A 25018-nucleotide genomic window follows, 5' to 3' on the forward strand; every position below is an offset into this window, starting at 1 on the left:
GGTCCCGGGGGCGCGGCCCCAGTCCTGTGCTCACAGGTGTTCCGCACTCACGGGCAATGGTTGCGATCTACGCCGTAAAGACAGTGGTTCATCACGCCCCTCCGAAGCCCGATCCCTCCCCTCACAGCGCACGCCGATGGGAACGGGCTCCGATGCTGACGCCGTGGTGCGGTGACGGCTTCCACCCGGAGGGTGCGGGCCCCGGCCGCGCAGGCGGCCGGGGCCCGCTTCCGCGGCACCGTCAGGGGTTGGAGTACATCTGCACCACGACGCGGTCGAAACGGCGCGCCTTGAGGTCCTCACGGGTGATGGTCCAGTACAGGATCCCCATCGGCACCCCGACCCACTGCGCGAGCAGGACCCAGTCCTCAGGGCTGGACCACTGCTCGCCCTCCTCCGGGAACGCCGAGGCGCGCGCCGGGTCCCCGTAGCCGTCGAAGTCCGCGGCGTAGCCGCCGATCTGCCACTCGCCGCCCCCGTCGGTCTGCTCGGACCAGACCTCCTGCAACGTCTCCGCGTGGGGGTGCAGGGCGAGGTCCCCGTCCTCGACGGGGCAGGAGGGCAGCCCCACGCCGGGGACCAGCCGCAGGTCACCGGTGCGCCGCAGCTCCTCGTCCAGGGCCTCGGGGGAGTCGTACTCGTAGGGCTCGTAGCTCGGTGAGGACTCCCGCTCCTCCACCGGCGTCCCCGCCGGTACGTACGCGGCGCCGCCCGGGATGACGAACTCGTCCAACTCGACGTTCGCGAACAGGAGCAGGTGGCCGTCGGGCGGCAGCGGGATGTCGGTGGCCTCCGGCGGGATCGCGGCCAGGTCGAGCGTCGCGATGAGCTGGTGATCGTCGCGGTTGCCGGGGTCGTCGTCCCACACCGTGCCCGGGGTGGGCGCGTCCGGCGGGAGCATCAGCGGGCTGCCGAGCCTGCCGACGACCGTGCCGCCGCCGTCGCGCGCCGTCCGCAGCTTCGGGCGGGCCAGCCCGAGCCACCGGTCCACGTCGTCCGCCGGAACCCCCTTGTCGAGCGCCTGCTCCCGGAACCGGTCCAGCCAGGAGAGCACCGACGCGGGCAGGGCCCTCACCGACGGGTGCAGCACCCCCGCGCCGAACTCCCAGCCGGGCTCCGGCGCCACCACGCCCGGCTCGCCCAGCCCCGCGAGCCACTCCGCTGCGGACGACCGCGTCCGGGCGTCGGCGTCCGACAGCGCGGCCGCCGCTGCCGCCCGGGCGTCCGGGTGGTCGCCGAGCACGCGCCGGGCCGCCAGCCGGTGGCGGTTCGCGCCGAGCGCGAGCGAGGTCAGGCGCGGGACCAGAGCCTCGGGGGCGGCGGGGAAGCTTTCGAGGACGGTCAGGATCATCGTCCTCGTGTCCACGGCGGGCTGGTCCGGGTGCCGCCTCCCGTCGCCGCCGTCGAGGTACTCGTCCGCCAGGTCCAGGCGCTCGGCGAACAGGGGCCACCAGCGCTCGGCGTCCTCCGGGGTGAGGAAGGCGCCGATCCTGCGTCTGCGGGAGTCCGTGCGGGTGACCAGGAGCGAGGCGGTCCGCCGGTCCGCGTCGGACATCCCGGCGGCGCGGAACGCGTCCCGCAGGGCGCGGACGTCGGGCATCAGCGCCACCCTCCCCTCGACGCCGTTCCAGGAACGGTCCCCGTCGGACCCGCCCCCGGCCCCCAGCGTCCGCAGTTCCTCCGCCAGGTCCGCGTCCTGCGGTGCGGCGACGTCGGGCACGGGGACGGCGGCCTCCGCGGTTCTCAGCGCCCGCACCCGGGAGGCGGCCCGGCGCAGCAGCCCCTCGCGCCCGGGGTCCTGAGTCCCGTCGCCGCCGTCGGCCAGGGCCTCCTCGATCGCCGCGACGCCGCCGTCGAGGTCGGCCAGGCGGGCCAGGACGTCCGGCAGACGGTCCGGCGGCGCGGTCCGCAGGTGCCGTCGCAGCAGGTCCACCTGCCGGGGGCCGTCGGTCCGGGCCAGCGCGGACAGCGCCTGAGCGCGAACGCTCGCCTCGGCGTCCACCGCCAGTTCGGCGGCGAGTTCCGCGTGCGCCTCCGGCCGGTGCGCGCACCGGTCCGCCACGTACCTGCGAGTGTTCGGACCGGACCCGGTGACGACGTCCGCGAGCGCGTCGGCGTGCCGGGCGAGGAACGCGACGCCCGCCTCGCTCTCCAGAAGCCGGTGCCGACGGAACGGCCAGTGGCCGGAGCCCGAGTACAGCAGCGCGGACAGGGCGGCGTGCACGGGAGTCCGGCCGGGTGCGCCGCCCGCCCGGGCGACCTCGGTGAGGGTGTGGGGGTCCCACCGCCGCCGGACGTCGTCGGCGTCGGTCCCGTCGGCGGCGCCGTGGACACGGAGCACGTCGTCGGCCAGCACGAGGAGCCACGACGGCTCCCCGGACGTCGGGGCGTTGCCGGTGACCGCGTGCAGCACCTGCCCGAACCGGACGAGCAGGTCGATCGGCGCGAGCCGGTAGAGCACCAGCCGTGCCGCGTCGGCCTCCCGCAGTGACCAGCCGGGATGCGCGTCGGCGACGGCGGTCAGCCGGTCGGTCCGCCAGACCGCGTCCGGTTTGGCGACCATGTCGGCGCCGGTCGGCCGCTCCCGCAACGCCGCCAGGGCCTCCGGTCGGGTGCCGCTCAGCACGTGCTCGACGACCGGTTCGTGGACCTCGGACAGCCGCAGCGGCGCGAGGCAGTCCCGCACCGCCGCCGCCACCCGGGCAGCGGTGTCCGTGCCGCCGCCCGAGCCGGCCGTTCCTGCTTCAGATTCGTACATGCCGGAAGACTAGGGGCAGAGTCGGACACGCGGTTTCGCCGCCGATCCTTCGGCCGGACCCGCGTCTACCGGATCGGGAGGTGACCACCGAGGCACACGGCGGCGGGCGCAGGGCCCGGCGCGTCAGAGCAGCCCCTTGAGGTAGGGGCCCGTGCGGCTGTCCGGGGCCGCCGCGACCTGTGCGGGCGTGCCCTGAGCGACGATCCGGCCCCCCTGCGATCCGCCGCCCGGGCCCAGGTCGATGACGTGGTCGGCGGTGGCCACGACCCGCATGTCGTGCTCGGCCGCCACCACGGTGGCGCCCGCGCCGACCAGGTCGCGCAGGCGGCCGACGAGGACGTCGGTGTCGTGCGGATGGAGACCGGTGGTGGGCTCGTCGAGCAGGTAGACCGTGTCGGCGACCCGGCGGCGCTGGAGTTCGGTGGCCAGTTTGATCCGCTGGGCCTCGCCGCCGGACAGCTCCGTCGCGGGCTGGCCCAAGCGCAGGTAGCCCAGGCCCACCCCGGTGAGGGTCTCCAGAGAACGCCGCACCGACGGCTCCTCGGTGAAGAACCCCGCCGCCTCCTCCACCGACATCGCGAGCACGTCCGCGACCGTGCGCCCCCGGTACCGCACCCGGAGGGTGTCGTCGTTGTAGCGCGAGCCGCCACAGGCTGGACAGGGCGCGTAGGTGGTGGGCAGGAACAGCAGCTCCACCGACACGAACCCCTCGCCCTCGCACTCCGGGCAGCGTCCCCCCACGACGTTGAAGGAGAACCGGCCGGGCCCGTAACCGAGCGAGCGGGCCTCCTCGGTGGCCGCGAACAGCTTGCGCACTGTGTCGAAGAGCCCGGTGTAGGTCGCCAGGTTGGAGCGCGGCGTCCGTCCGATGGGCTGCTGGCTGACCCACACCACCCGGCCGTGTTCGGCGGCCCGGTCCCCGACCTCCGCCAGCAGGGAGGACTTGCCCGAGCCGGACACGCCGGTGAGGGCGGTGAACACGCCGAGGGGGACGTCGGCGTCCAGCCCTTGGAGGTTGTTGCGGGTGGCCCCGCGCAGTTCCAGGTATCCGCCGGGGGTGCGGGGCCGGTGCTCCGGGAGGGTGTCGCCGAACAGGTAGCGGCGTGTCACCGACTCCGGGACCCCGCGCAGGCCGGGGACCGGGCCGCTGTACAGGACGCGCCCGCCGTGCTCGCCCGCCCCCGGCCCGACGTCGACGATCCAGTCCGCGCCGCGCACGACGTCCAGGTCGTGCTCGACGAAGCACACGGTGTTGCCCCCGTCGCGCAGGCGCCGCAGGGTCCTGGAGAGCGCCTCGGCGTCGGCCGGGTGCAGGCCCGCGGAGGGCTCGTCCAGGACGTAGACCACCCCGAAGAGCCCCGTGCCCAGCTGGGTGGCCAGCCGGATCCGCTGGAACTCCCCGGTGGACAGGGTCGGCGCCGGTCGGGCCGCGTTCAGATAGCCCAGGCCCAGCTCCGACAGCACCCCGACCCGTGCCGCGATCTCCCCGACCAGAGCCCCCGCCGCGCCCGGGTCCTGCGCCCAGGGGCGCAGCAGGGCCACGAGCTCGGTCAGGGGCAGCGCCGCGAGTTCGGCGATGGTGTGCCCGGCGAAGGTGACGCGCAGCGCCTCCTGCCGCAGCCGCCGACCGCCGCACTCCGGGCAGGTCCGGTCCACCATGAACTCGGCGGCCCTGCGCCGACGGGCCTCGCTGGCGGAGGAGGCGTACGCCTTGAGCACCAGCCTGCGCGCGCTGCTGTACCTGCCCTGGTAGGGCCGGTGGACACGCCCCGCCTCGCGGACCGGGTGGACGGTCACCACGGGCTGCTCCTCGGTGAACAGGATCCAGTCGCGCTCGCCTTGGGGCAGCTCCCGCCAGGGCCGGTGGATGTCGTACCCGAGGGTGTCGAGGATGTCGCGCAGGTTCTTGCCCTGCCATGCCCCGGGCCAGGAGGCGACCGCCCCGTCGGCGATGCTCAGCCCGGGGTCGGGCACCAGCGACCCCTCGGTGACCTCGTGCTCGACCCCCTCCCCGTGACACGTCGGGCAGGCCCCGGCCGCGGTGTTGGGGGAGAAGGAGTCCGAGTCCAGGCGCCGCGCCCCGGGCGGGTAGTCGCCCGCCCGGGAGAAGAGCATGCGCAGTGTGTTGGACAGCGTGGTGAGGGTGCCCACGGTGGAGCGGACCGAGGGCGCCGAGCGCGGCTGGGCGAGCGCCACGGCGGGCGGCATCCCGGTGACGTCGTCCACCTCCGGGGCCGGGAGCTGCTGGAGCAGGCGCCTGGCGTACGGCGCCACCGACTCCAGGTACCGGTGCTGGGACTCGGCGTAGAGGGTTCCGAAGGCCAGGGAGGACTTCCCCGACCCGGAGACGCCGGTGAAGGCGACCAGGGCGTCGCGGGGCAGCTCCGTGTCCACGTTCTTGAGGTTGTGGATGCGGGCGCCGCGCACCCGGATGCGGTCGTCGTGGTTGTCCATGGGACAAGGATTACCCGGTCACGGGACCGGAGCGGACCCGCGGACCGCCCGGGCACGGCGCACCCCGGCGCGCACCGGCCCTCTCTCCGGGGGATGCGGGCGGGGCGGGCCGGAACCGGCGGGTTCCCCGCCCACGCCGACCGCCCCCGACGAAGAAAGCCCCCGACGCGGCCGACCTCCCCGCTCCGAGGGGCCGTCGCCCGTGTGGAGCGGCGGCGGGTGGGCGGCGTCGCGTCGCCGCCCACCCTTCACCGGGTGCCGGGGCTGCCTGCCGGGTGGCCGGGACCGGGACCGGGGTCAGCGGCGCGCGGCCCACACGGCGCGTTCGGTGCGCACGGCCAGGTCGTCGCGGCGCAGGATGCTGTGCGGGCCGTCGGCGTCCAGGAGCCGGTCGAGCGCGGCCAGGTCCTCGGGGGAGAGCTCTCCTGCGACGCCGGTGCGGATGCGTCGCAGGCCGCTGAGCGCGTAGCGGCCGACCGCCTCGCTCTGGGAACCCTCGATGTTCACGGCGATCGTGCGCTCACCCTCGACCGTGAAACCGGCGGCGGTCAGCATCGGACCCCAGTCGGCCCCGCGGTGGGGCATGTGCTCGGTGTGGAGGCGGTCGGCCGCGGCGTGGACGCGCTCCTCCAGGCCGGGCCGCTCCTCGGGGGCGTCCTCGGGCAGGAAGCGGGGGAACCCGGCCAGCTCGACGACGGCGAACAGGCCGCCGGGAGCGAGCGCGTCGTGGACGCCGCGCAGCGCGCGGTCGGGACGGGCCATGTGGTGCATCGAGGCCGAGGCCCACACCAGGTCCGGTGAGCCCAGGTCGGGCCAGTCGGAGGAGTCGAGGTCGGCCCGCACGGTGCGCACGCGCTCCTCGACGCCGAGGGCGCGCGCCTTGGCGTTCAACCGCTGGAGGTGTCCGTCGGAGGTGTCGACGGCCGTGACGCGCGCGCCGGGGAAGCGGTCGAGGAGGGCGAAGGTGCCCGCGCCCGTGCCGCAGCCCAGGTCCACGATCCGACGCGGGTCCGCCGTCAGCGGCAGCCACGCGGTGATGGAGGCCGTGTGCTCGGCGAGGACCTCGGCGTCCAGGTCGAGGATCTCCGCCTGGACGTCGGCGTCGTACTCCTGATGGCCGTGTTCCCGGTGGTGGTCGTGCTGGGCGCCGTGGCCGTGGCCGTGACCGTGGTCGTGGTCGTGGTCGTGCGAGTGCGTCTGGTTCATGGTCTCCACGGTAGGACGCCCATGCGCACCGAGCATGAAGGTTCCCGTTTTGCGCAAGACATTGACCGGATGTGCTGCCCGACGCGCAAGACGCGGTCCTCGCGCGGTCGGCGCGGCCGCTCCCTCAGGTGTCCTGGGCGCCTGGGCCGTCCTCCTCCCGCTGGTGGCCGCGGCGGGCGTCGCGGTCGAAGATGCCCAGGATCTCGCACGGTCCCCCCTCGGCGCCGATGGCGTGCGGCGTCATCGTGGGGAACTCGGCGGCCTGGTTGGTCTCGACGCGAAAGCGCCGGTTGCCGAGCATGAGCGTCGCGGTGCCGGACAGGACGACGAGCCATTCGCGCCCGGGGTGGGCGCGCATGCGGGCCGGGTTGTCGGGCGGCGGTTCGGTCACGCGCTGGCGCACCACGCTCATGCCGGGGTCGCCCTTGACGGGCCAGCGCATCCGGCCGCGGGCGCCGTCGACCATCGGGCTGATGACGACGTCGTCGTCGGCCGTCTCCACGAGCTGGTCCAGTGTGGTGTCCAGCGCTCGGGCGAGGGTGACCAGCTGGTCCAGGGCGAGGCGGCGCCGACCGTTCTCGATGCGGCTCAGCGAGGACTGGCTGAGGTGGGCGCGTTTGGCCAGTTCCTCCAGGGACCAGCCCTGCGCCACCCGCAGGGCGCGGATGCGCCTGCGCACGAGGCCGTCCAGCTCTCCGTCTTCTTGCGTCATGGGCATCATGGTATGCCTTGGATGCAAAGTCGAAGGCGGTGGCCGGTCGCGGCGAACGCGAGGGCTCGGCCGAGACCGGTCGTGGACCGCGTGAGGCCGGGGCGGACCCTACCCCGGGTGAGCGGTCGTCGGGAGGGCGTTCTCGACCAGGTCGCGCAGTTGGGAGCGGGCGGTGACACCCAACTTGGGGAAGCTGCGGTAGAGGTGTGAGCCGACCGTGCGCGGAGAGAGGAAGAGCTTCTCGCTGATCTCCCGGTTGGTCAGCCCGCGGGCGGCGAGCCTGATGATCTGCTGCTGTTGCGGGGAGAGCCGGGAGAGCGCGTCGGGGGCCGCGTCCGTGACGTCGAGGCCGGCGGCGCGCGACTCGGACCGGGCGCGCTCGATCCACGGGCGCGCCCCCAGCCGCCGGAAGACCTCCAGAGCCTCGGTGAGCGGCCCCCGCGCCTCGGTGACGCGTCGACGGCGCCGCAACCATTCGGCCAGGTCCAGCAGGGTCTGGGCCCGCTCGAAGGGCCAGTGCTCCAGCCGAGGATCGACCAGGGCCGCCCGGAAGTGCGCCTCGGCGTCCTCGGGGTCCGCCAGGAGGGCACGGGCCCGGCTGATCAGCGCGCGCAGCCGGGGCGAGGCGCCGTCCGCGAGCGCGTGTGCGCAACGCCCGACGATCGCGGCGGCCTCCGCGCGCCGACCGCTGCGCGCGGCGGCGGCTGCCAGGTCCGCGAGGGCCGGGTAGGAGGCGTGGTAGTGCACCGGGGCGCCGTCCGAGGTGAAGACCGTGCGGAGTTGGTCGTACGCGTCCTCGTACCCGCCTTCCGCGACCGCCGCGGCACCGAGCGCGCGACGGGCGTAGACGGACACGGAGCGGCTCTCCATCGGATCGATCAGGGCGAACACGTCCCCGACCCGGTCCCGGGCCGCCGCCGTGTCCCCCTGGTAGGCCAGCACGGTGGCCTCCACCGCGGCCGCGCACGCCACGGCGTGGTCGAGACCGGCCCTCGCCCCGACGGCGGCGGTGCGGGCGCAGGCCTCGCGTGCCCGATCCCACCGCCCCTGCTCCACATAGCTCCAGGCGGCAGCGCCCTCCAGGCCCTCCGGAAGCGGCCCCTGCGACTTCCAGCGGTCGAACGCCTCGTCGAAGGCGCGGACGGCCTGCGGGGTCTCGTCCAGGAGCCACGCCATGACCGCGAGAGCGGTGAGCCGGTCGGGCTGGCGCTCCGCCTCGCAGACCAACCGAGGAAGCAGGGAGAGGAGTTCGGCCCTGCCCTCGAAGGGGTCCGACACGGCCCTCACCCAGGCGCGTGGCCATGCGTGTGACGCGTCCCCGGGGAGTCGCTCCAGGACGGCCCGGATCCGGCGCCGTTGGGCGTCCTCCCCGGAGTAGAAGCGGACCACGGCGGCATCGGCCAGCAGGTCCAGCGCGGTGGCGGGCCGCGAGACCGCCGCCTGCTCGGCGGAACGGACCAGTCGGGAGAAGACCACGGTGTGGCGCACGGTCAGCACCGCCAGCCGTCCGACCTGCGCGGTGACGGATGCCAGGAGCGATGGGTCCTCGGTGTGCGCGCGTGCCTCGGCGGCCAGTTCCTCGACCCAGGAGATGTCGCCGGTGAACACGGCCGCCGAGGCCGCTTCGACCAGCAGCCTGGCCCTGTCCTCGCGCCGCGGTGCGAGTTCGGCGGCGCGTCGCAGGGCACTGGCCGCCGCCGCGTGGCCGCCGCGGCGGCGGGCCCGGTCGGCGGTCCGCTCCAACTCCGCCGACACGGCCGCGTCGGGGCCTAAGCAGGCGGCGGCGAGGTGCCAGGCACGCCGATCCGGTTCGTCCCGCAGTATCCCGGCGAGTGCGAGGTGGGCCTCGCGCTGTGAGGCGGGGGAGGCGGCGTGGTACGTGGCGGACCGGGCCAGAGGGTGGCGGAACCGGACGCCCCGACCGGTCCGCCGGACCAGCCCGGCCCGTTCGGCGGGCAGCCACGCGTCGTCCCCGGCGTGCGGCAGCCCGACGGAGGCGACGACCGCGGAGTCGACGCTGTCCATGGCGGCCAGGAGCAGCAGGGCCTGCCCGCTGGCGGCGGGGAGGTCGTTCAGACGGGCCGCGAAGACCCCCTCCAGGTGATCGGTGAGCGGGAGCGGACCCGGGGAGGGCGGCCCCGCGGCCGCGTCGTGCGCGGCGGACGCCCTCGTCAGTTCGGTCAGCGCCAGCGGGTTGCCGCCGGCCTGGTCGAGGATCCGCGCTCTGACCCGGCCGACGGGGCTGCCCGGCTGCAAGTCCAGCAGCCGGTTGGCGGCGGCGTCGCCGAGCGCTCCCAGCGCGAGCGTCGGCAGGTGGCGGTCGAGCCCCGGCAGGCGGTCGCCGGCGCGGACCCCGAACAGCATCGTCACCGGTTCGCCCTCCAGCCGTCTGGCGGCGAAGGACAGCACGTCCAGGGAAGCGCGGTCGAACCACTGCGCGTCGTCGAGCACCACGAGCACGGGACGCCGGTCGCCCAGGGCCGAGAGCAGACTCAGGACGGCGACCCCGATGAGCATGGGGTCGGGCTCCGCCGTGGCCGACCCCGCGCCGAAGGCGTCGCGCACCGCCGTGCGCTGCCTCTCCGGCAGCGCGTCCACCCGGGCCGAGACCGGCCTCAGCAACTGGTGCAGCGCGGAGAACGCCAGGCCCGACTCCGACTCGCTCCCCTCGGCGCGCAGGACGCGGGCGCCGCCCGCTTCGGCTCGGCGCGCCGCGGAGCCCAGCAGCGCGCTCTTGCCCGTGCCCGGGTCGCCGACCAGCACCAGGACCCGGTCGGTCGACGTCGAGTCCACCGCGCGGAAGAGGCGCGCCAACTCCGTGTCCCGGCCGACGATCGGTTCCACCGGATCCGGGTCCGGCCACGTGACCGCACCGGGGCCGCCTGTGTGCTCGCCCACGGGGTCTCCAGGAGTCGTGGCTCCCCGGTCGGAGCCGCCTTGCCTTGGCCCACCCAGGCTACAAGCGGCGGAGCCGGTGCCGGGGCGTGTGCGCAGGTGCAGTCACGTGACGGATACCGCGTGCGCCGAGGCCGCCCCTAGGGTCCCAAGAAAGCATCCGAATCACTGAGGAACCCTCATGGAACAAATGCAACTCGGCAATGTCACGATCACCCGGGTCCGGGAGTACTACGGTTCCGTGGAAATGACGCCCGACACCTTCTTCCCGGAGGTGTCCAAGGAGGTCTGGGACGACGGTGCACCCCTGCTGAGTCCGCATTTCGTGGATTTCGAGGCCAATACGGTGAACTCGGCTATCCAGACCTGGGTGCTGCGCAGCGAGGGAAAGACCATTCTCGTCGACACCGGTGTGGGCAATCACAAGGAGCGCCCGTACGCGCCCGTCTGGAGCCGTCTCGAAACCGACTTCCTGGCCAATCTCGCCCGCGCCGGAGTCGCACCCGAGGACGTGGACATCGTGGTCAACACACATCTGCACATCGACCATGTGGGCTGGAACACGTACCTGGACGGCCGGAACTGGGTTCCCACCTTCCCCAACGCCACGTACCTGATGCCCAAGGACGACTTCGACTTCTGGAACCCCGAGAACGGCCACCAGCCACGGCTCGGCCGCGGCAACCAGAACGTCTTCGAGGACAGCGTGGCCCCCGTGCACGAGGCCGGCCAGACGCTGCTGTGGGAGACCAGCCACCGGATCGACGCCGACCTGCGCCTGGACGCGGCTCCCGGGCACACCCCCGGTTCCTCCGTGCTGACCCTGGCCTCCGGAACGGACCGGGCCGTGTTCGTCGGCGACCTGCTGCACAACCCGGTGCAGATCCTCGAACCGGACGCCAACAGCTGCTTCTGCGAGGACCCCGCGGGCGCCCGCGCCACCCGCCGCGAGGTCCTGGGCAGGGCGGCCGACGACAACACCCTCGTGATCCCCGCGCACCTGGGCGGCCACGGCGCCGCCGAAGTGGTGCGCGACGGAGACAAGTTCGCCGTCAAGGGCTGGGCGCCCTTCGCCCCGTACACCCAGCAGGGCTGAGGCCAGCGGAAAGGCATGCCTGTGAACCACCACCCCGACCCCGTCGTGACCACCGCGCAGGGAGCGGTCCGCGGTCGACGCCGCAACGGCGTCACCGCCTTCCTGAACATCCCGTACGCCGCCGCTCCCCGCGGCGCCGACCGGTTCGCGCCGCCGCGACCGCACGAGCCCTGGGACGGCGTACGGGACGCCACCGTGCCGGGGCCCAACGCGCCCCAGGCCGAACGCGGACTCGGCGGCGTGGACATGTCCCCCTACTTCGGCGACGGTTGGAGCCGCGGAGACGACTACCTCACCGTCAGCGTCTGGGCGCCCGAGACAGCGGACGGCGGCCTGCCCGTCATGGTGTTCGTCCACGGAGGGGGGTTCGTCGCCGGCTCCACACGCTCCGCGATGTACGACGGCAGCGGTTTCGCCCGTGACGGCGTCGTCCTCGTCACCCTGAACTACCGGCTCGGTATCGCCGGGTTCCTCGACATCCCCGGAGCACCCGCCAACCGCGGCCTGCTCGACGTCGTCGCCGCGCTGCGCTGGGTCCGCGAGAACGCCGCCGCCTTCGGCGGTGACCCGCGCCGGGTCACCCTCTTCGGCCAGTCGGCCGGAGCGACCATCGTCGGCGCCGTCCTCGCCACCCCCGAGGCCGCGGGCCTCTTCCGGCGGGCGATCGTCCAGAGCGGCAGCGGACTGGGGGCGTTCACGACCGAGCAGGCCGCCCGCGTCACCGGCGCCGCGGCCGAACTCCTCGGCGTCCGGCCCCATGCCGACGCCTTCGCGCAGATCCCCGACGACCGCCTGGTCGAGGCCGCCTCCAAGCTCGCGGGCATCGACCTGCGGACCGGGACGCACCACGACCCGCTGATCGGACTCAGCCCCTTCAGCCTGGTCCTCGACACACAGCCCGCCGCATCCGTCGCCGCCGGGCTCGGCGCGGACGTCGACCTGCTCATCGGGACCAACACCGAGGAGGGGAACCTCTACCTGGCCCCCGTGGGCGCCTACTCCACCTCGACCGCGTCCGACGTCGACGCGGCCGCGGCGCGCTCGCACCCGGATCCGGCGCGGCTCGTCCGGACGTACCGGAGGGCACGCCCCCAGGCGTCCTTCGGCGAACTGCGGTCCGCCGTCATGGGAGACGCGCTGTTCGGCGCGGGCAGCTGGGCCCTGGCCCGCGCCCACGCCTCCCACACCGCGTCCGCCACCTTCGCCTACGAGTTCGCGTGGCGCTCCGACGCCCTGGACGGAGAACTCGGCGCCGCCCACGCGGTCGAGCTTCCCTTTGTCTTCGACCTCGCGCACCTGCCGCGGTTGCGCGGACCGGGCGGTCTGCTGGGGCGCGGCGAGCCCCCCGCGGACCTGGCCGCCCGCGTCCACCAGACCTGGATCCGGTTCGCCGGGACCGGCGACCCCGGCTGGGCCCCCTACGACGACGAGCGCCGGGTCACGATGCGCATCGACACCGAGTGGACCCAGGTCGACGACCCCCGGAGCGCTGAGCGGCGGGCCTGGACGGCGCCGTGACGTTCCGGGGCCGCCGTACCGCTCCCGCCCGCCCGAGCCGAGGAAGGACCGCTGGTCCCTCGGCCCGGCGGGACCGCGGTTCGTGGAGCACCCGTGCAACCGGCTGTCGCGTCGGCTCCGGCGTCGTCCGGGCAGAGGGAGGAGCAGCTCCCGCTAGCGCCGTGACGAGGGCTCGGGGACCGCGAGACGGAGCTGGAGGCGGGTGAGCTTGTCGTGGTCCAGGGTGCCCGGCTCCGCGCTGAACACGACCACGCGCAGGTCGGTGCCCGGCACGGCCAGGGTTTGGCAGTCGAGGTCGAGCACGCCGAGTTCACCGTGGTCCACGCGCTTGCGCAGCGTCGCACGCGGCCGCACGTCGTGCCGCCGCCACTGCGCCGCGAACCCGGGATCGCGCTCGGCGAACTCGTCGACCAGCCGCCGCAGCGCGGAGTCGTGCGGGCGGCGGGCCAGCGCCTCGCGCGTCTGGGCCGCCGTCTGCGCCGCGAACCCGCCCGCCGACTCCGGCGGCGCCGAGCACACCGTTCCGCCCAGGCGCATGGACAGCCGCAGCACGTTGCGCTCGGCCGGGGCCAGCGCGGCGAAGTCCGTGATCAGCGCGGACGCCAGGCCGTTCCAGGCCAGGACGTCGTGGCGGGCGTCGCAGACGTAGGCGGCGACCGGGCCGAGCCGCTCCAGCAGGGCGAGCACCCCCGGGGGGACCTGTCCGTCCGGGCCGGGCCGGGCGGGCGGCGCGTGCCCCGCGAGCCGGGACAGGTGCGCCCGCTCCGCCTCCGACAGCTCCAGGGCCCGCCCGATCGCGTCGATGACCTGCGGTGACGGGCGCGGCGCCCGGGCCTGCTCCAGCCGCTCGTAGTAGTTCACCGAGACCCCGGCCAGGTCGGCGACCTCCTCGCGCCGCAGCCCCGGTGTGCGCCGCGCGCGCCCGCCCGCGGTCTCGGGCAGGCCGACGTCGGCCGGGCGCAGGGCCTCGCGGCGGGCGCGCAGGAATCCGCCGAGTTCTCGTCTGTCCACGCCCCCAGCCTGCCACGCGCGCGGGCGGCCAACCACGGACCACCGGTCCGGGGACGACGCGGCCGTTCCCCCGCGCGCCGCGCCCCGCCAGTGTGGCGGACGACGGACCGAACGACACGGACCGGACGACGCAGGCGCGGACGGACCGAACACCCGAAGGGACCGAAGACATGAGCATCCTCGTCACCGGCGGCACCGGCAACACCGGCCGCCCCCTCACCGAGACGCTGCGGGCCCGAGGCGCGCACGTGCGCGTGGCCAGCCGCGGGCCGGGGCCCGGCGGCGTGCCCTTCGACTGGGCTGACCCCGACACCCACGCCCGGGCACTCGACGGGGCGCGGGCCCTGTACCTGGTGCCGCCGCCGATGACCCTGGACCCCATGCCGGCGGCCGGACCGTTCCTGGCGGCGGCCCGGGCCGCCGGGGTGCGGCGCGTGGTGCTGCTCGGCTCGCTGGCGCGACTGTCCGGGGCCCCGGGCGTCGCGGAGCTGGGCGAGGCCGTGCGGTCCTTCCCGGAGTGGGCGGTGCTGCGTCCGTCGGGGTTCATGCAGAACTTCACCGGGGCGCACCCGGTGGCGGCGGGCATCCGCGAGCGCGGCGAGATCCGCTCGGCGACGGGCGAGGGGAAGCTGGGGTGGATCGACGCCGCCGACATCGCGGCCGTCGCGGCACAGCTGCTCCTGGCGCCGGGGCCGGTGGCCGGCGAGCACGTGCTCACCGGCCCGGAGTCGTTCGGGTACGCGCGGGCGGCGGCGGTCATCGCCGAGGCCACCGGTCGGCCGGTGCGCCACACGCCCGCCCCGGCGGCCGAGCTGGTCCGGCGCAACCTGGACGCGGGCATGTCCGAGCCCTTCGCCTCGGCGCTGGTCCGGGTGGACGCCGACATCGCCGGGGGCAGCGAGGACCTCGTCACGGACACGGTCCACCGCCTGACCGGCCGCCCGCCCCGCACCTTCGCCGCCTTCGTCCGTGCCCGTCCGCGGGAGTGGTCCGCCGCGTGATCGGCCGGGCGGGCCCGCCCGCTGGTCGGCGGTGCGGGGCCGTCACCCGTTCCCGGGTCCGGCCCGGCACTGTCCGGGCCCTGTCCCGGCACGCGGACCGGCGCCCCCGTGTTCCCCCTCGTCCGCCGAGGTGAGGCGGGGTCACCGCACCCGGGGCACTGGTGTACGTTCTCTGACGTAGTCGTGGCTGGTCGCAGGCCGGTGCCGGGAAGGAGCTCCCGGCACCGGAGTCCCGCCAGTGCCGGTTGCGGTGAGACCTGTCCAGCCCGTCGAACGGATATGAGTGTCTCCGGCCCCGCCCGCGGAGGGCGGTTCCTCGTGGGCGTGGCAGGTACACACCGGACATGCCCGACCCTCGGCCTGGGGGTGTGCGAAGGTCCGTCGGACAAGGAGACGCTGTGGACGAGGATTCCGGTACGTACAGCGATTCGACCGGTGTGTCAGGTCAACACCGGCTCCTCGCGGAGGCGCTGGACAGCCTGAGCGCGGGTGTGTACGCCGTCGACGAGAGGGAGCGGATCGTCGCGGTCAACGCCACCGCCCTGCGACTGCTGGCCCGTTCGGCGGACGAGACGCTCGGGCAGGACCTCCGGTCGTTGCACCGGGACGCCCGGGGGCAGGCGGTCGTCAGGGAGGCACGCGACGCCTCCCAGGGGGCGCCGTCCGGTTCCCTCTCCCGCGCGGGGGAGTCCTGGTTCCAGCGCGGCGACGGCACGCTCCTCCCCGTGTCGTGGTCCGCCGTGCCCTGTAAGCCCGACGGTTCCCAGGTCACGGAGCTGGTCTTCTTCCAGGCCGTCGAGCAGGACGAGGGGACCCCCGGGCGCTCCACCCCTTCCCGACGGACACTGTCGGAGACGGAGCGGCTGGCCCTGCTGGCCGACACCACCGCACACCTGATCAACAACGTCGACGTGGAGAAGTCCCTGCTCCGGGTGGTGGAGCTGATGCTTCCACGACTCGCGGACTGGGCGATCATCGACCTGATCACCGAAGGCGACGAGGTGTCCCGCTCCCTGGTGGTCCAGGCGGACCAGGGCAGGACCACGGTGCGCGAGGACCTCCAGGGACCGATGCCCCCGGTGCCCCCGACCTCCAGCATGCCCCTGTCCAAAGCCCTGCGAGGCGCCGCCTCCACCCTCGTCAACCGTGAGATCTACTCCGGTCCGCCCGACACGGGTATCGCGGTGGAGCAGCGCAGGCTGTTCGAGGCGACGGGCATCAACACCGCGGCCATCGCCCCCATCCGCGGGCCCCGGGAGGTGCTGGGCGCCGTGACCCTGGGGCGCACGGGCTCCCAGCACCCCTTCGCCCGCGACGATCTCGCCCTTCTGGAGGACATCGCCCGACGCATCGGCCTGGCCCTGGAGAACGCGCGCCACTACCAGCGCCAGCGCCAGGTCGCCGAGACCATGCAGCGCTACCTGCTGCCCCAGCTCCCCCGGCTGGCGGGAGCGGAGATGACCGCCCGGTACCTGCCCGCACCAGACGTCTCGCACGTGGGCGGTGACTGGTACGACGCCTTCCCCCTGCCCCGCGGCGACACGGCCCTGGTCATCGGCGACGTCGTCGGCCACGACCTGGACGCGGCGGCCGGGATGGCCCAGCTCCGCAACATGCTCCGGGCCTACACCTGGGCACAGGAGCAGTCCCCCCACCGCACGCTGGAGCGCATGGACCAGGCCCTGGAGCACATCAGCGACGTCTACATGGCGACCCTCGTCCTGGCCCACCTGACGGTCGACGAGGCCGGACGGTGGGAACTGCTGTGGTCGAGCGCCGGCCACCCCCCGCCCCTGCTCGTCCACCACGACGGCATCGCCCACTACCTGGAGGAGGGGAGCGGGGTCCTGCTCGGCACGGGGATGGCGCGGCCGCGCGCCGACGCGCGCATCGCCCTGCCGCCCGGGTCCACGCTCGTGTTCTACACGGACGGCCTGGTCGAAGCCCGGGGGCAGTCACTGGACACGGGCCTCAGACGTATGCGCCAGCACGCGGCCTCCCTCGCGCACCGCCCCCTGAACTCCTTCGCCGACCAGCTGCTGGAGCGCGCACGGCCGAGAAGCAACGACGACGACGCCGCCCTGCTCGTCATCCGTATTCCGGCGGACGCGACCGACGGCTGAAGCGACGGCCGCCCGCGGGCTCCACCCTCCGGGCGGTGACGCCGGAGACCATCCCGGGGCGCGCGACCACGGCCCGTAAGCGCCCGGCCCGCTGGAGAGGTCCGCCACCGGTTATAGGTAGACTGGTTTACCTAGTCCGATAGCGGAGGTGCACCATGGCGCAGGTCGAGGAGGCCCGGCCGCGTGCGGGATCGGCCAGGGAGAAGCTGCTCGGCGCGGCGGCGCGGCTGTTCTACGCCCACGGCATGACCGCCACCGGCATCGACGCGGTCACCGCCGAGGCCGGCGTGGCCAAGATGAGCCTGTACAACAACTTCTCCTCCAAGGAGGAGCTGACGCTGGCCTACCTCCAGGAACGGCACCGGGAGTGGCTCGACCTGTACCGGCGCCGACTGGAGGAGGCCCACACCCCCCGGGAGGGGGTACTGGCGGTGTTCGACGCCTACGTCGACCACGCCTCGGCCGCCTACGAGCACGGGTTCCGCGGCTGCGGGCTGCTCAACGCCGCGGCCGAACTCCCCGCGGGCGCACCGGGCAGGGAGCGGGTGCGCGAGCACAAGGAGCAGGTCGAGGCGCTCGTGGCCGGGCACCTGGAGCAGATCACCGACCCCGACACGGCGGCGCGCACCGCCCGGCACTGCTCGTTCCTGCTGGAGGGCTCCATGGCCCGGGCCGGACTGGAGGGAGCGCCGGACCGGCTCCTGGAGGCACGCGCGATCGCCGCGGCCCTGGTGGACGCGCTGTGAACCGCCACCGGACGCTGGGCATCGCGGCCATCACGGTCACCTCCGTCCTGTGGGGCACGACCGGCACCGCCGCCACCTTCGCCCCGCAGGCCGGGCCCCTGGCCATCGGCTCGGCCGCCCTGGGGATCGGCGGCCTGCTCCAGGCGCTGATCGCCCTGCCCGCGCTGGCGGCGGCCCGCCCCCGGCTGCGGGAGAACCTGCCCCTGGTGGCGGTGGGAGCCCTGGCCGTGGGCGTCTACCCCCTGGCGTTCTACGGCTCGATGCACCTGGCGGGGGTGGCGGTGGGCACCGTGGTGTCCCTGGCGTCGGCACCGCTGGCCTCCGGCCTGTTGGAACTGGTGGTCCAGCGCACACCGCTGAGCCGGTGGTGGATGCTGGCCGCGGCGGTGGGCATCGTCGGCGGCGTGCTGCTGTGCGTGTCGAACACGGCCGCCCCCGCCGCCTCGCCCGGCGGGACCGCGGCCGGTGTCGCGCTCGGGCTGGTGGCGGGCCTCACCTACGCCGCGTTCTCCTGGGCGGCGCACACCCTCATGGGGCGCGGCGTCGACCGGGCGGCGTCCATGGGGGCGGTCTTCGGCTGCGGCGGCGTGCTGCTGATGCCGGTGCTCGTGCTCACCGGCGCCCCCCTCCTGGCCTCCGCGCAGGCCTTCACGGTGGCCGCCTACATGGCGCTGGTGCCCATGTTCCTGGGCTACCTCTTCTTCGGCTTCGGCCTGACCCGGGTCTCGGCGAGCACGGCCACCACGGTCACGCTGAGCGAACCCGCGGTCGCGGCGCTCCTGGCGGTCCTGGTCGTCGGGGAGGCGCTGACCGGCGCGGGGTGGTTCGGGCTGGGGCTCATCGCCCTGGTCCCGGTCACGCTCGCCCTGGCACCGGCTTCCGGCCCGGGAACGCCGCCCGTGGAACCGGCCCGTGCGGCGGGCACACCCGCGAACGCGGACCGCGAACCGGCGTGAGCGCCGGGTCGCGGGGCCTCACGGCGCCAGGGAGGCGATACCGCCGGTCTCCAGGGCGACCCAGACCGTTCCGTCCGCGGTGACCGCGACGCCGTGGGGTTCGCGGGAGGGCGCGGGCAGGTCGAACAGGTCGATGTCGCCCCCCGCCGTGATGTGCCCGACGCGGTTCGCGCCCCACTCGGTGAACCAGCAGCCCCCTTCGGGGTCCGCGGTGATGGCGTGGGGGCGTGAGTCGCGCCGGGGGAGGGGGAACTCCCGGATGCGTCCGTCCGTGGTGAGGCGGCCGATCTGGCCCGCGGCGATCTCCACGAACCACAGGGCGCCGTCCGGACCCGCGGTGATACCGACGGGTCCCGCCTGGCCGGTCGGGAGGGGATGAAGGGTCACGTCCCCGCCGACGGTGACGCGGCCGACGGCGTCGGCCTGGTTGAGGGTGAAGTACAGGGCTCCGTCGGGCCCGGAGGCGATGAACGACGGGAACCCTCCCCTCGTCGGCAGGGGGAACTCGGTGACCTCCCCGTCGGTGGTGATACGGCCGATGCGGTCGGCGTTCATCTCGGTGAACCACAGTGCCCCGTCGGGCCCGGCCGTGATGCCGAAGGGCTGGGCGCCAGGGGTCGGCAGCGCGAAGGAGTCGGCCTTCCCGTCCGCGGTGATGCGGCCGATCCTGTCGTCCTTGGTACGGGTGAACCAGAGCGCGTGGTCGGGGCCCGTGGTGATGAGCGAGGGCGCGCACGCGGTGGAGTCCAGCGGGTACACGGTCGTGGAGCCGTCCGGTGTCATACGGGCGATCCGGCCGTGGTGGACGAGCGTGACCCACAGCGAACCGTCGGTCCCGGCGGTGATGCCGTACGGGCCGGAGCCCTGCGCGGCCACGGGGTACTCGCGTACGGAACGCTGCTGGAGGCGGTGTGTCACAGGTGTTCTCCGGTTATGCGGTGGGTCGGGCGCGCACGACGTCCCAGATGACGCGGGCGAGTTCCTCCGGGCGGGCCATGGGCACGTTGTGGTGTGTGCGCATCTCCACGAGTGTGCGTTCCGGGCGTGCGGCGACGAGGGCCCGTACCTCGTCGCGGCGCGCGGCGTAGAAGCCCCCGTCGGGAAGGACGACCGTGAGCGGGCAGGTGAGGCGCTCGTAGACGTCCACGCTGGGGTAGACGGCCGCGTCCGGCGCGGGGGCGCTGATCACCGCGATCTGCTCGGCGGTCGGACGCCGCAGCCACGTGTGCTGGTCCCTGCTGAAGGAGCGCTCCAGCACGCCGCGCACCAGGCCGGGGCGGCAGTCCCGGTTGAGTTCGTCCCCGGGGGCCTCCCGCACACCGCGCTCGATGTACTCGCGCGCCTGTTCCGGGGTGGCGGCCCACCCGTAGCCGAACCGGGCGCGCACCCGCTCCATCGCCTCGGGCGTGGTCCAGCGTTCCTGGTTGGCCACGGCCTGCTCCCGGGTGTCCAGGACGAGCCCGTCGACGACGCACACCGCGGCGGGGCGGACCAGCCCGCTGGCGGCCACGGCGGTGACGGCGTAACCGCCCAGCGAGTGCCCGACCAGGACGGGGTCCTCCCAGCCGAGGGCCCGGACCGCGCCGGCGAGGTCGCGCCAGTACTGCTCCGCGTCGTGGGAGTCGGCCCTGGTCCGGCCGTGTCCGCGCAGGTCGACGGCGACGACCCGGCAGCGGTCGGTCAGACGGGCCGCCACGTCCGTCCAGGCGGCCGCGTTGTGCCCGCTGCCGTGAACGAGGAGGACCGGGGCGCCCGCGCCGCCGAAGTCCAGCGCGGCCAGGGCCTCGTGGCCGAGGTCGAGTGTGGTCTCTCGGGTCTGCACCGGATCATCCTGGGCCCGGTGCGTCCCGGCCGCAACCGTATTTCCCGTGTCGCGGCGCGGACCGCTGGCTGCGGGGCTGACGGGTGGGCGAGAGCGCCTCCAGCGGGGCCGCCGAGGCCACGGGCGGGCGGAGCGCACTGTTATGTTGTCGATCGCGAATCCGACTTTCCTCCCCTCCCGGGCCCTGGAGTCGGGCACGAGTGCGGTGAGGAACGAGGACTGCAGGTGGAGAACGAGTCTCGGGTCACCAGCCGAGTCCGTCCGGAGACGGTGAGCTGGGTTGGTTTGGGGCTGGTCAGCGGCGGAATCCTGCTCGCGGCCGTCGACATGGTGCGATTTCCTCTCATGGAAGAGGAGTTGACGACTCCCGACGGCGGCCTCTGGTGGCTGGCGGCCGTGCTCCTCGGCGCGATCGTGCTCTGCGTCGTGTTGCGGCGCGACGCATGGGAACGCCAAGCCGGACCAGCCACACGCCTCGACCGGACCCGCGCGGTGCTCCTTCTGGCCGTGATCGTGTTGTTGCTGTACGTGGCCTACACCGCCTTCTCGCCGATGGCGTTCTCCTGGACAGCGGAGAACCCGCGGTTCTACTTTCCCGATGCGGCCGGAGTCTCCCTGTGGACGGCAACCCTGGCGATCACCCTCGGCGCGATACTGATGGCGGCCACAGCCCACCAGCCGAGGCTTCGGCCCCTGCCCGGTTCCGTGCCGCCCATGGCCGGAGGACTGGTCCTGGTGCTGCTGTTGGAGTTCGGGCTGGGTGCCGCGACCCTGTACCAGCCGACGGAGCACACGGTCGCCGACGCCTTCCCGGACACACCTGCCCCGGTGCCGGGCGACGTCAGCGAGGTCGGTTGGGAGTGGGAGGTACCGCAGGACGTGTCCGTGCGGGGCGTGGAGCCTGGACCGTTCGGCCCGCTCCTGACGCTTGAGGACGGTGTCGTCGCCCTGGACGGCTCCTCCGGCGAGGTGCTGTGGAGCTACCGGCACCCCTACAACAGTTGGGTGCGCGTTGTGATCTCCGACGGTGGAACGCGGGCGCTCGTCACCCGACAGCCTGTCGCGGACCGATCGGGTGATCATCACGTCACCGAGATCGACACCGTTACCGGAGGGATCCTTCGCGAGTTCACCGTGCCGCCGCTGCTTGAGGAAGGCGAGGACGAGGAGACCCGCGTCGACTTCCTCGCGGGCACGTCCGAGGTGAGCCTCTACTCCTGGCGGGACACCACTGAGGAACAGAGGGTCCGTGTGCACGCGGCGGACTCCAACGAAGAGCTCTGGTTCCCCACCGTCCCGGAGTCGCGAGACCGCACCTGCGTGAACTTCGGAGGCTGGCAGAGCGGCGAGAACCTCCTGCTGCACGAGGACCAGGTCCTCATCACGTACTTGTGCGCGGACGAGGACCGGCTCGACGAGGACACCACGCTCCGGGACCTGACCTTGGACAACCGTGAACCGCTGACCGGTGTCGTCGCCGCCTTCGACGCCCGCACGGGTGAGGAGAACTGGATCCGTGAGTGGGACGACACGAACACGGAGCTCAGCATCTCCGTGGACCGGCCCGTCCCAGGCACGGACTCTCACCCCGTGGTCGTGGCGCAGGGCCGCTACCGGAGCGACCTCCCCCGGGCGCTGGACCTGCGTGACGGTTCGGACTCCCTGGAGCTTCCTCCGGAATTGATGGACTCGGAGACCGCCATGAGCGACGACTTCGAGCAACTCGTGCGAGTCGGCTCCGAGAGCACGGTCCTCCTCTCCCGCGGCCCCGCGGACCAGGGGAACGGTGACGAACGCGAGCCTTTTCTGTTCCACCGTGTCTCCGCTTCCGGCGAGATCACCGCCACGGCCGAGATGCCGTTCAGTACGGTCTTCCTCGATCAACTGCCCGAAGCCATCGCTCTGGGGGAGGCCGTGATCATTCCGCGCCTGGAGTACGAGGAGACGGGCACGCAGGAGACCATCCCCGCCGTGGTCGTCATCCCCTACGACGCCGGACCGGACGCCGTACGCACCATCCGGTTCGACGAACCCGAGTTCGCCTCGGAGCCCGGCATGGACGGCGCCCGTACCGGTGACCACCGGGCGATCCCCGTCCCCGGGGCGGTCGTGACCTACGTCCGGGACACCGAAACCACGATCGTCCGCGGGCTGGTGGGCTGAAGCGGACAGCTGTCACCCTCGGGAGGACCGCGTCCCCGGGCTGCCTGGGTCGGCAGTGCTCATATTGACAGCCATCAGCACGCTCAGCCGGATGCTCGCAGCAAATGAGGTTGCAGGCGGCCACACGCTCTCGTGGGGGACGTCCCCACAGGCGCCGTTCAGGCCAGGCCCAGCTGTTCGACCACACGGGCCACCCGCTCCCGCTCGGCGGCGGGCAGTCCCAGGATCGGGCGGGGCAGGCAGCGCGGGGCCACCAGCCCCAGGTGTTCGGCGATCGCGGCGACCACGCGCAGGCTGCCGTGGGAGGCGAACAACTCCCACAGCGGACGCAGCCGTTCCGACTCCGCCGCCGCCCCCTCGGCGTCACCGCCCAGGGCGGCGCGGACCAGGGGCAGGGCGGCGGCGGGCAGGGTTCCGCCCACCACGGAGAACCAGGCCCGGCAGCCCGCGTTGAGCCCCGTCGCGGCGACGCCGTCACCGGAGACCCCGACGCTCACGTGGTCGGGCACGGCCGCGCGGACCGCCGCCACACGCTCGCGGGCGGCCACCGGGTCCGCGGGCACCGGCGGGATCTTGATCGCGGCCACGGCGGGCAGCGCGGCGACGCGCGCGTACAGTCCGGTCGAGAAGGTGAAGCGCGTCGTGCCGGGGTTGTCGTAGACCACCAGGGGCACCGACAGCTCGGCGGCGACGGTCGCGTAGAGCGCGAACACGTCCTCGTCGGTGAGCGGCTGGTAGCTCACCGGAGCCAACAGCACGGCGGACGCACCGGCCTGCTGGGCGTCCTGGGCCAGGGCCTGCACCTGGGAGGTGCGCAGCGCGCCGATACCGACGACCACCGGTGTGCCGTCCGCGTGCTGTACCGCCGTCCGGGCCGCGCGGCGGCGCTCCTCCCGGTCCAGGTAGGCGTAGGAACCGGTCGAACCCAGCGCGCCGATGGAGTCGACGCCCGCCTCCGCCAGGCGGGTGACCAGCCCCGCGTAGGCCCGCTCGTCGAAGCGGTCGTCGTCCAACGGGGTCAGCGGAAAGGCGCTCAGGCCGGTGAACATGATTTCTCCTCACGTGTGCGGGGCGGGTGTGGCGGCCTGGCGCTCCGCCCCTGCTGGTCGCGGGGGCCTCGGCGTCGGCGAACGCCACCCGCCCGGTCGCGCTACCGGGACCGCTGCTGCGCCTTCCACGCCTGGTGGAGTTCACGCCGGCGCTCGTACTCCCTCTTCGCGCGGTGCTGCGGATCGGTCTCGGGGGTCAGGGACGCCGGGCCCATGACGTGCAGGAGCGCGTAGTTGATACGGAACCCCGTCCTGTACAGCAACGAGAACGAGTCCTTCCCACGCGGCTTGTCCATGGCCGTCCACCTCACTGTTTCCGGGATCGCGGACGCGCGCCGCGAGAGTGCGAGAGAGCGGGGAGTCCATCGCCGCGGAAGCGGCGGCCCTCCCCGCTCAGCAGCGTATCCGCCCGGTTTCCACCGCCCCGTCCGACCCGTCCTGTACGAGTACGGCCTCCGAACGGCTTCGCGGCTTCCGGCACCGCGGCACCCGAACCGCCGTCCGGGCCGCGCGGCGGCGGTCGTCCCGCTCCCCCCGCCTGTGGGGCGGGCCCCTCACCCGGGTCGGCGGACATCGGCCCAGGTCAACCTCTGTTGACCGCTGGTGTCGGCCGTCATACCGTGGGAGCGCGCGGTCGGCCGAACCGGCGGCGCCCCCTTCTGTGAAAGGCACCCACATGGCCACCATCCTGGTCACCGGCGCGTCGGACGGACTCGGCCGAGCCCTGGCCGAGGACCTCGCGGCGGCAGGGCACCGGCTCCTGCTCCACGGCCGCGACACCGGACGGCTCGCACAGGTCGCCGCGGACACCGGCGGCGAGGTCTACCGGGCCGACCTCTCCTCCCTCGCCGGGGCCAAGCGGCTCGCCGCCGAGGTCGCCGCCCGCCACGACCGGCTCGACGTGCTCGTCAACAACGCCGCGGTGGGCTTTCGGATCGACGGCGCCGAGCGCACGACCTCGGCTGACGGCCACGAGTTGCGCCTGGCGGTCAACTACCTGGCGCCGGTGCTGCTCACGAGGGAGCTGTTGCCGCTGCTGCGCCGGTCCGCTCCCTCACGGGTGGTCAACATCGCCTCCCGGGGACAGCAGGAGTTGGACCTGGAGGATCCGCAGTTCGAACGCGGCTTCACCGAACCCGCTGCCTACCGCCGGTCCAAGCTGGCCCTCATCAGCCACACCCTGGACCTGGCCGGGGAACTGGTCGGCAGCGGGGTCACGGTCAACTCCCTGCACCCGGGGACCTACATGGAGACCTCCCTCACCAGGGCCGCGGGCGTGGAGTTCCACGACCCCCTGGAGAAGGGGGTGGCCGCCACACGCCGTCTGGTGGACGCGCCCGAGCTGGAGCGGGTCAGCGGACGCCACTTCGACGACGGCGTGGAGACACCGCCCTCCGTCCCCGCCGCCCTCGACCCCGGGTACCGTCGTCGTCTCGCCGAACTGACGAACGAACTGCTGGAGAAGTCCGGCGTCTGACCGGCGGGGCGGGTCGGCCCCCGACGTCGGC

General features: G+C 74.0%; 18 protein-coding genes. 8 read left to right on the plus strand and 10 right to left on the minus strand.

Annotation, left to right across the window (positions count from 1 at the left end; translation table 11 throughout):
• Positions 1 to 241: 241 nt before the first annotated feature.
• The 5 genes from UIS43_RS03115 to UIS43_RS03135 all read right to left on the minus strand — a co-directional run bounded on the left by UIS43_RS03115 (position 242) and on the right by UIS43_RS03135 (position 10028).
• Complete coding sequence (locus UIS43_RS03115; protein WP_370012404.1) at positions 242 to 2758, minus strand: DUF1963 domain-containing protein; 2517 nt, start codon at positions 2756 to 2758, stop codon at positions 242 to 244.
• Between the two features lie 123 nt (positions 2759 to 2881).
• On the minus strand, positions 2882 to 5212 hold the full coding sequence (locus UIS43_RS03120; protein ID WP_370012406.1) for an ATP-binding cassette domain-containing protein: 2331 nt from the start codon (positions 5210 to 5212) through the stop codon (positions 2882 to 2884).
• Positions 5213 to 5509: 297 nt separating this feature from the next.
• Complete coding sequence (locus UIS43_RS03125; protein WP_370012407.1) at positions 5510 to 6418, minus strand: trans-aconitate 2-methyltransferase; 909 nt, start codon at positions 6416 to 6418, stop codon at positions 5510 to 5512.
• A gap of 124 nt (positions 6419 to 6542) precedes the next feature.
• Positions 6543 to 7130, minus strand: a complete 588-nt coding sequence (locus tag UIS43_RS03130; protein WP_197724882.1) for an XRE family transcriptional regulator — start codon at positions 7128 to 7130, stop codon at positions 6543 to 6545.
• Positions 7131 to 7238: 108 nt separating this feature from the next.
• A complete protein-coding gene (locus UIS43_RS03135) occupies positions 7239 to 10028 on the minus strand; it encodes an AAA family ATPase (RefSeq protein ID WP_358453475.1) in 2790 nt (929 codons plus the stop codon).
• 187 nt (positions 10029 to 10215) lie between these two features.
• Here UIS43_RS03135 and UIS43_RS03140 point away from each other — a divergent pair, with 187 nt between their 5' ends.
• Both UIS43_RS03140 and UIS43_RS03145 read left to right on the plus strand, forming a co-directional pair.
• Positions 10216 to 11121, plus strand: coding sequence for an MBL fold metallo-hydrolase (locus UIS43_RS03140; RefSeq protein WP_197724903.1), 906 nt, complete (start codon positions 10216 to 10218; stop codon positions 11119 to 11121).
• Between the two features lie 15 nt (positions 11122 to 11136).
• On the plus strand, positions 11137 to 12639 hold the full coding sequence (locus tag UIS43_RS03145) for a carboxylesterase/lipase family protein (protein ID WP_198048851.1): 1503 nt from the start codon (positions 11137 to 11139) through the stop codon (positions 12637 to 12639).
• Positions 12640 to 12792: 153 nt separating this feature from the next.
• Here the strand turns inward: UIS43_RS03145 and UIS43_RS03150 are convergent, their stop codons facing one another.
• A complete protein-coding gene (locus UIS43_RS03150; protein WP_013152928.1) occupies positions 12793 to 13650 on the minus strand; it encodes a helix-turn-helix transcriptional regulator in 858 nt (285 codons plus the stop codon).
• A gap of 170 nt (positions 13651 to 13820) precedes the next feature.
• On the opposite strand from UIS43_RS03150, the gene UIS43_RS03155 reads away from it, so the two are divergent.
• From UIS43_RS03155 to UIS43_RS03170, 4 genes are all read left to right on the plus strand, one after another.
• On the plus strand, positions 13821 to 14651 hold the full coding sequence (locus tag UIS43_RS03155; RefSeq protein WP_370012412.1) for an ergot alkaloid biosynthesis protein: 831 nt from the start codon (positions 13821 to 13823) through the stop codon (positions 14649 to 14651).
• Positions 14652 to 15088: 437 nt separating this feature from the next.
• Positions 15089 to 16774, plus strand: a complete 1686-nt coding sequence (locus UIS43_RS03160) for a SpoIIE family protein phosphatase (protein WP_232238670.1) — start codon at positions 15089 to 15091, stop codon at positions 16772 to 16774.
• A 155-nt stretch (positions 16775 to 16929) separates the two neighbouring features.
• The gene (locus UIS43_RS03165; RefSeq protein ID WP_013152931.1) at positions 16930 to 17520 is read left to right on the plus strand and encodes a TetR/AcrR family transcriptional regulator; all 591 of its coding nucleotides are present in this window, start codon (positions 16930 to 16932) and stop codon (positions 17518 to 17520) included.
• Positions 17517 to 18476, plus strand: a complete 960-nt coding sequence (locus tag UIS43_RS03170; protein WP_071622022.1) for an EamA family transporter — start codon at positions 17517 to 17519, stop codon at positions 18474 to 18476. The genes UIS43_RS03165 and UIS43_RS03170 overlap by 4 nt, the downstream gene beginning before the upstream one ends.
• Positions 18477 to 18494: 18 nt before the next feature.
• On the opposite strand, the gene UIS43_RS03175 is transcribed toward UIS43_RS03170, so the two are convergent.
• The gene (locus tag UIS43_RS03175) at positions 18495 to 19394 is read right to left on the minus strand and encodes a hydrolase (protein WP_013152933.1); all 900 of its coding nucleotides are present in this window, start codon (positions 19392 to 19394) and stop codon (positions 18495 to 18497) included.
• 13 nt (positions 19395 to 19407) lie between these two features.
• A complete protein-coding gene (locus UIS43_RS03180; protein WP_013152934.1) occupies positions 19408 to 20298 on the minus strand; it encodes an alpha/beta fold hydrolase in 891 nt (296 codons plus the stop codon).
• Positions 20299 to 20523: 225 nt separating this feature from the next.
• Here UIS43_RS03180 and UIS43_RS03185 point away from each other — a divergent pair, with 225 nt between their 5' ends.
• The gene (locus tag UIS43_RS03185) at positions 20524 to 22461 is read left to right on the plus strand and encodes an ABC transporter ATP-binding protein (RefSeq protein WP_071622023.1); all 1938 of its coding nucleotides are present in this window, start codon (positions 20524 to 20526) and stop codon (positions 22459 to 22461) included.
• A gap of 158 nt (positions 22462 to 22619) precedes the next feature.
• On the opposite strand, the gene UIS43_RS03190 is transcribed toward UIS43_RS03185, so the two are convergent.
• Positions 22620 to 23510, minus strand: a complete 891-nt coding sequence (locus UIS43_RS03190) for a dihydrodipicolinate synthase family protein (protein ID WP_358169244.1) — start codon at positions 23508 to 23510, stop codon at positions 22620 to 22622.
• 101 nt (positions 23511 to 23611) lie between these two features.
• On the minus strand, positions 23612 to 23806 hold the full coding sequence (locus UIS43_RS03195) for a hypothetical protein (protein ID WP_370012416.1): 195 nt from the start codon (positions 23804 to 23806) through the stop codon (positions 23612 to 23614).
• 380 nt (positions 23807 to 24186) lie between these two features.
• On the opposite strand from UIS43_RS03195, the gene UIS43_RS03200 reads away from it, so the two are divergent.
• Positions 24187 to 24987, plus strand: a complete 801-nt coding sequence (locus UIS43_RS03200; protein ID WP_013152938.1) for an SDR family NAD(P)-dependent oxidoreductase — start codon at positions 24187 to 24189, stop codon at positions 24985 to 24987.
• Positions 24988 to 25018: the final 31 nt, after the last annotated feature.

It is taken from the genome of Nocardiopsis sp. LDBS0036 (genome assembly GCF_041228755.1).
Lineage (GTDB): Bacteria > Actinomycetota > Actinomycetes > Streptosporangiales > Streptosporangiaceae > Nocardiopsis > Nocardiopsis dassonvillei.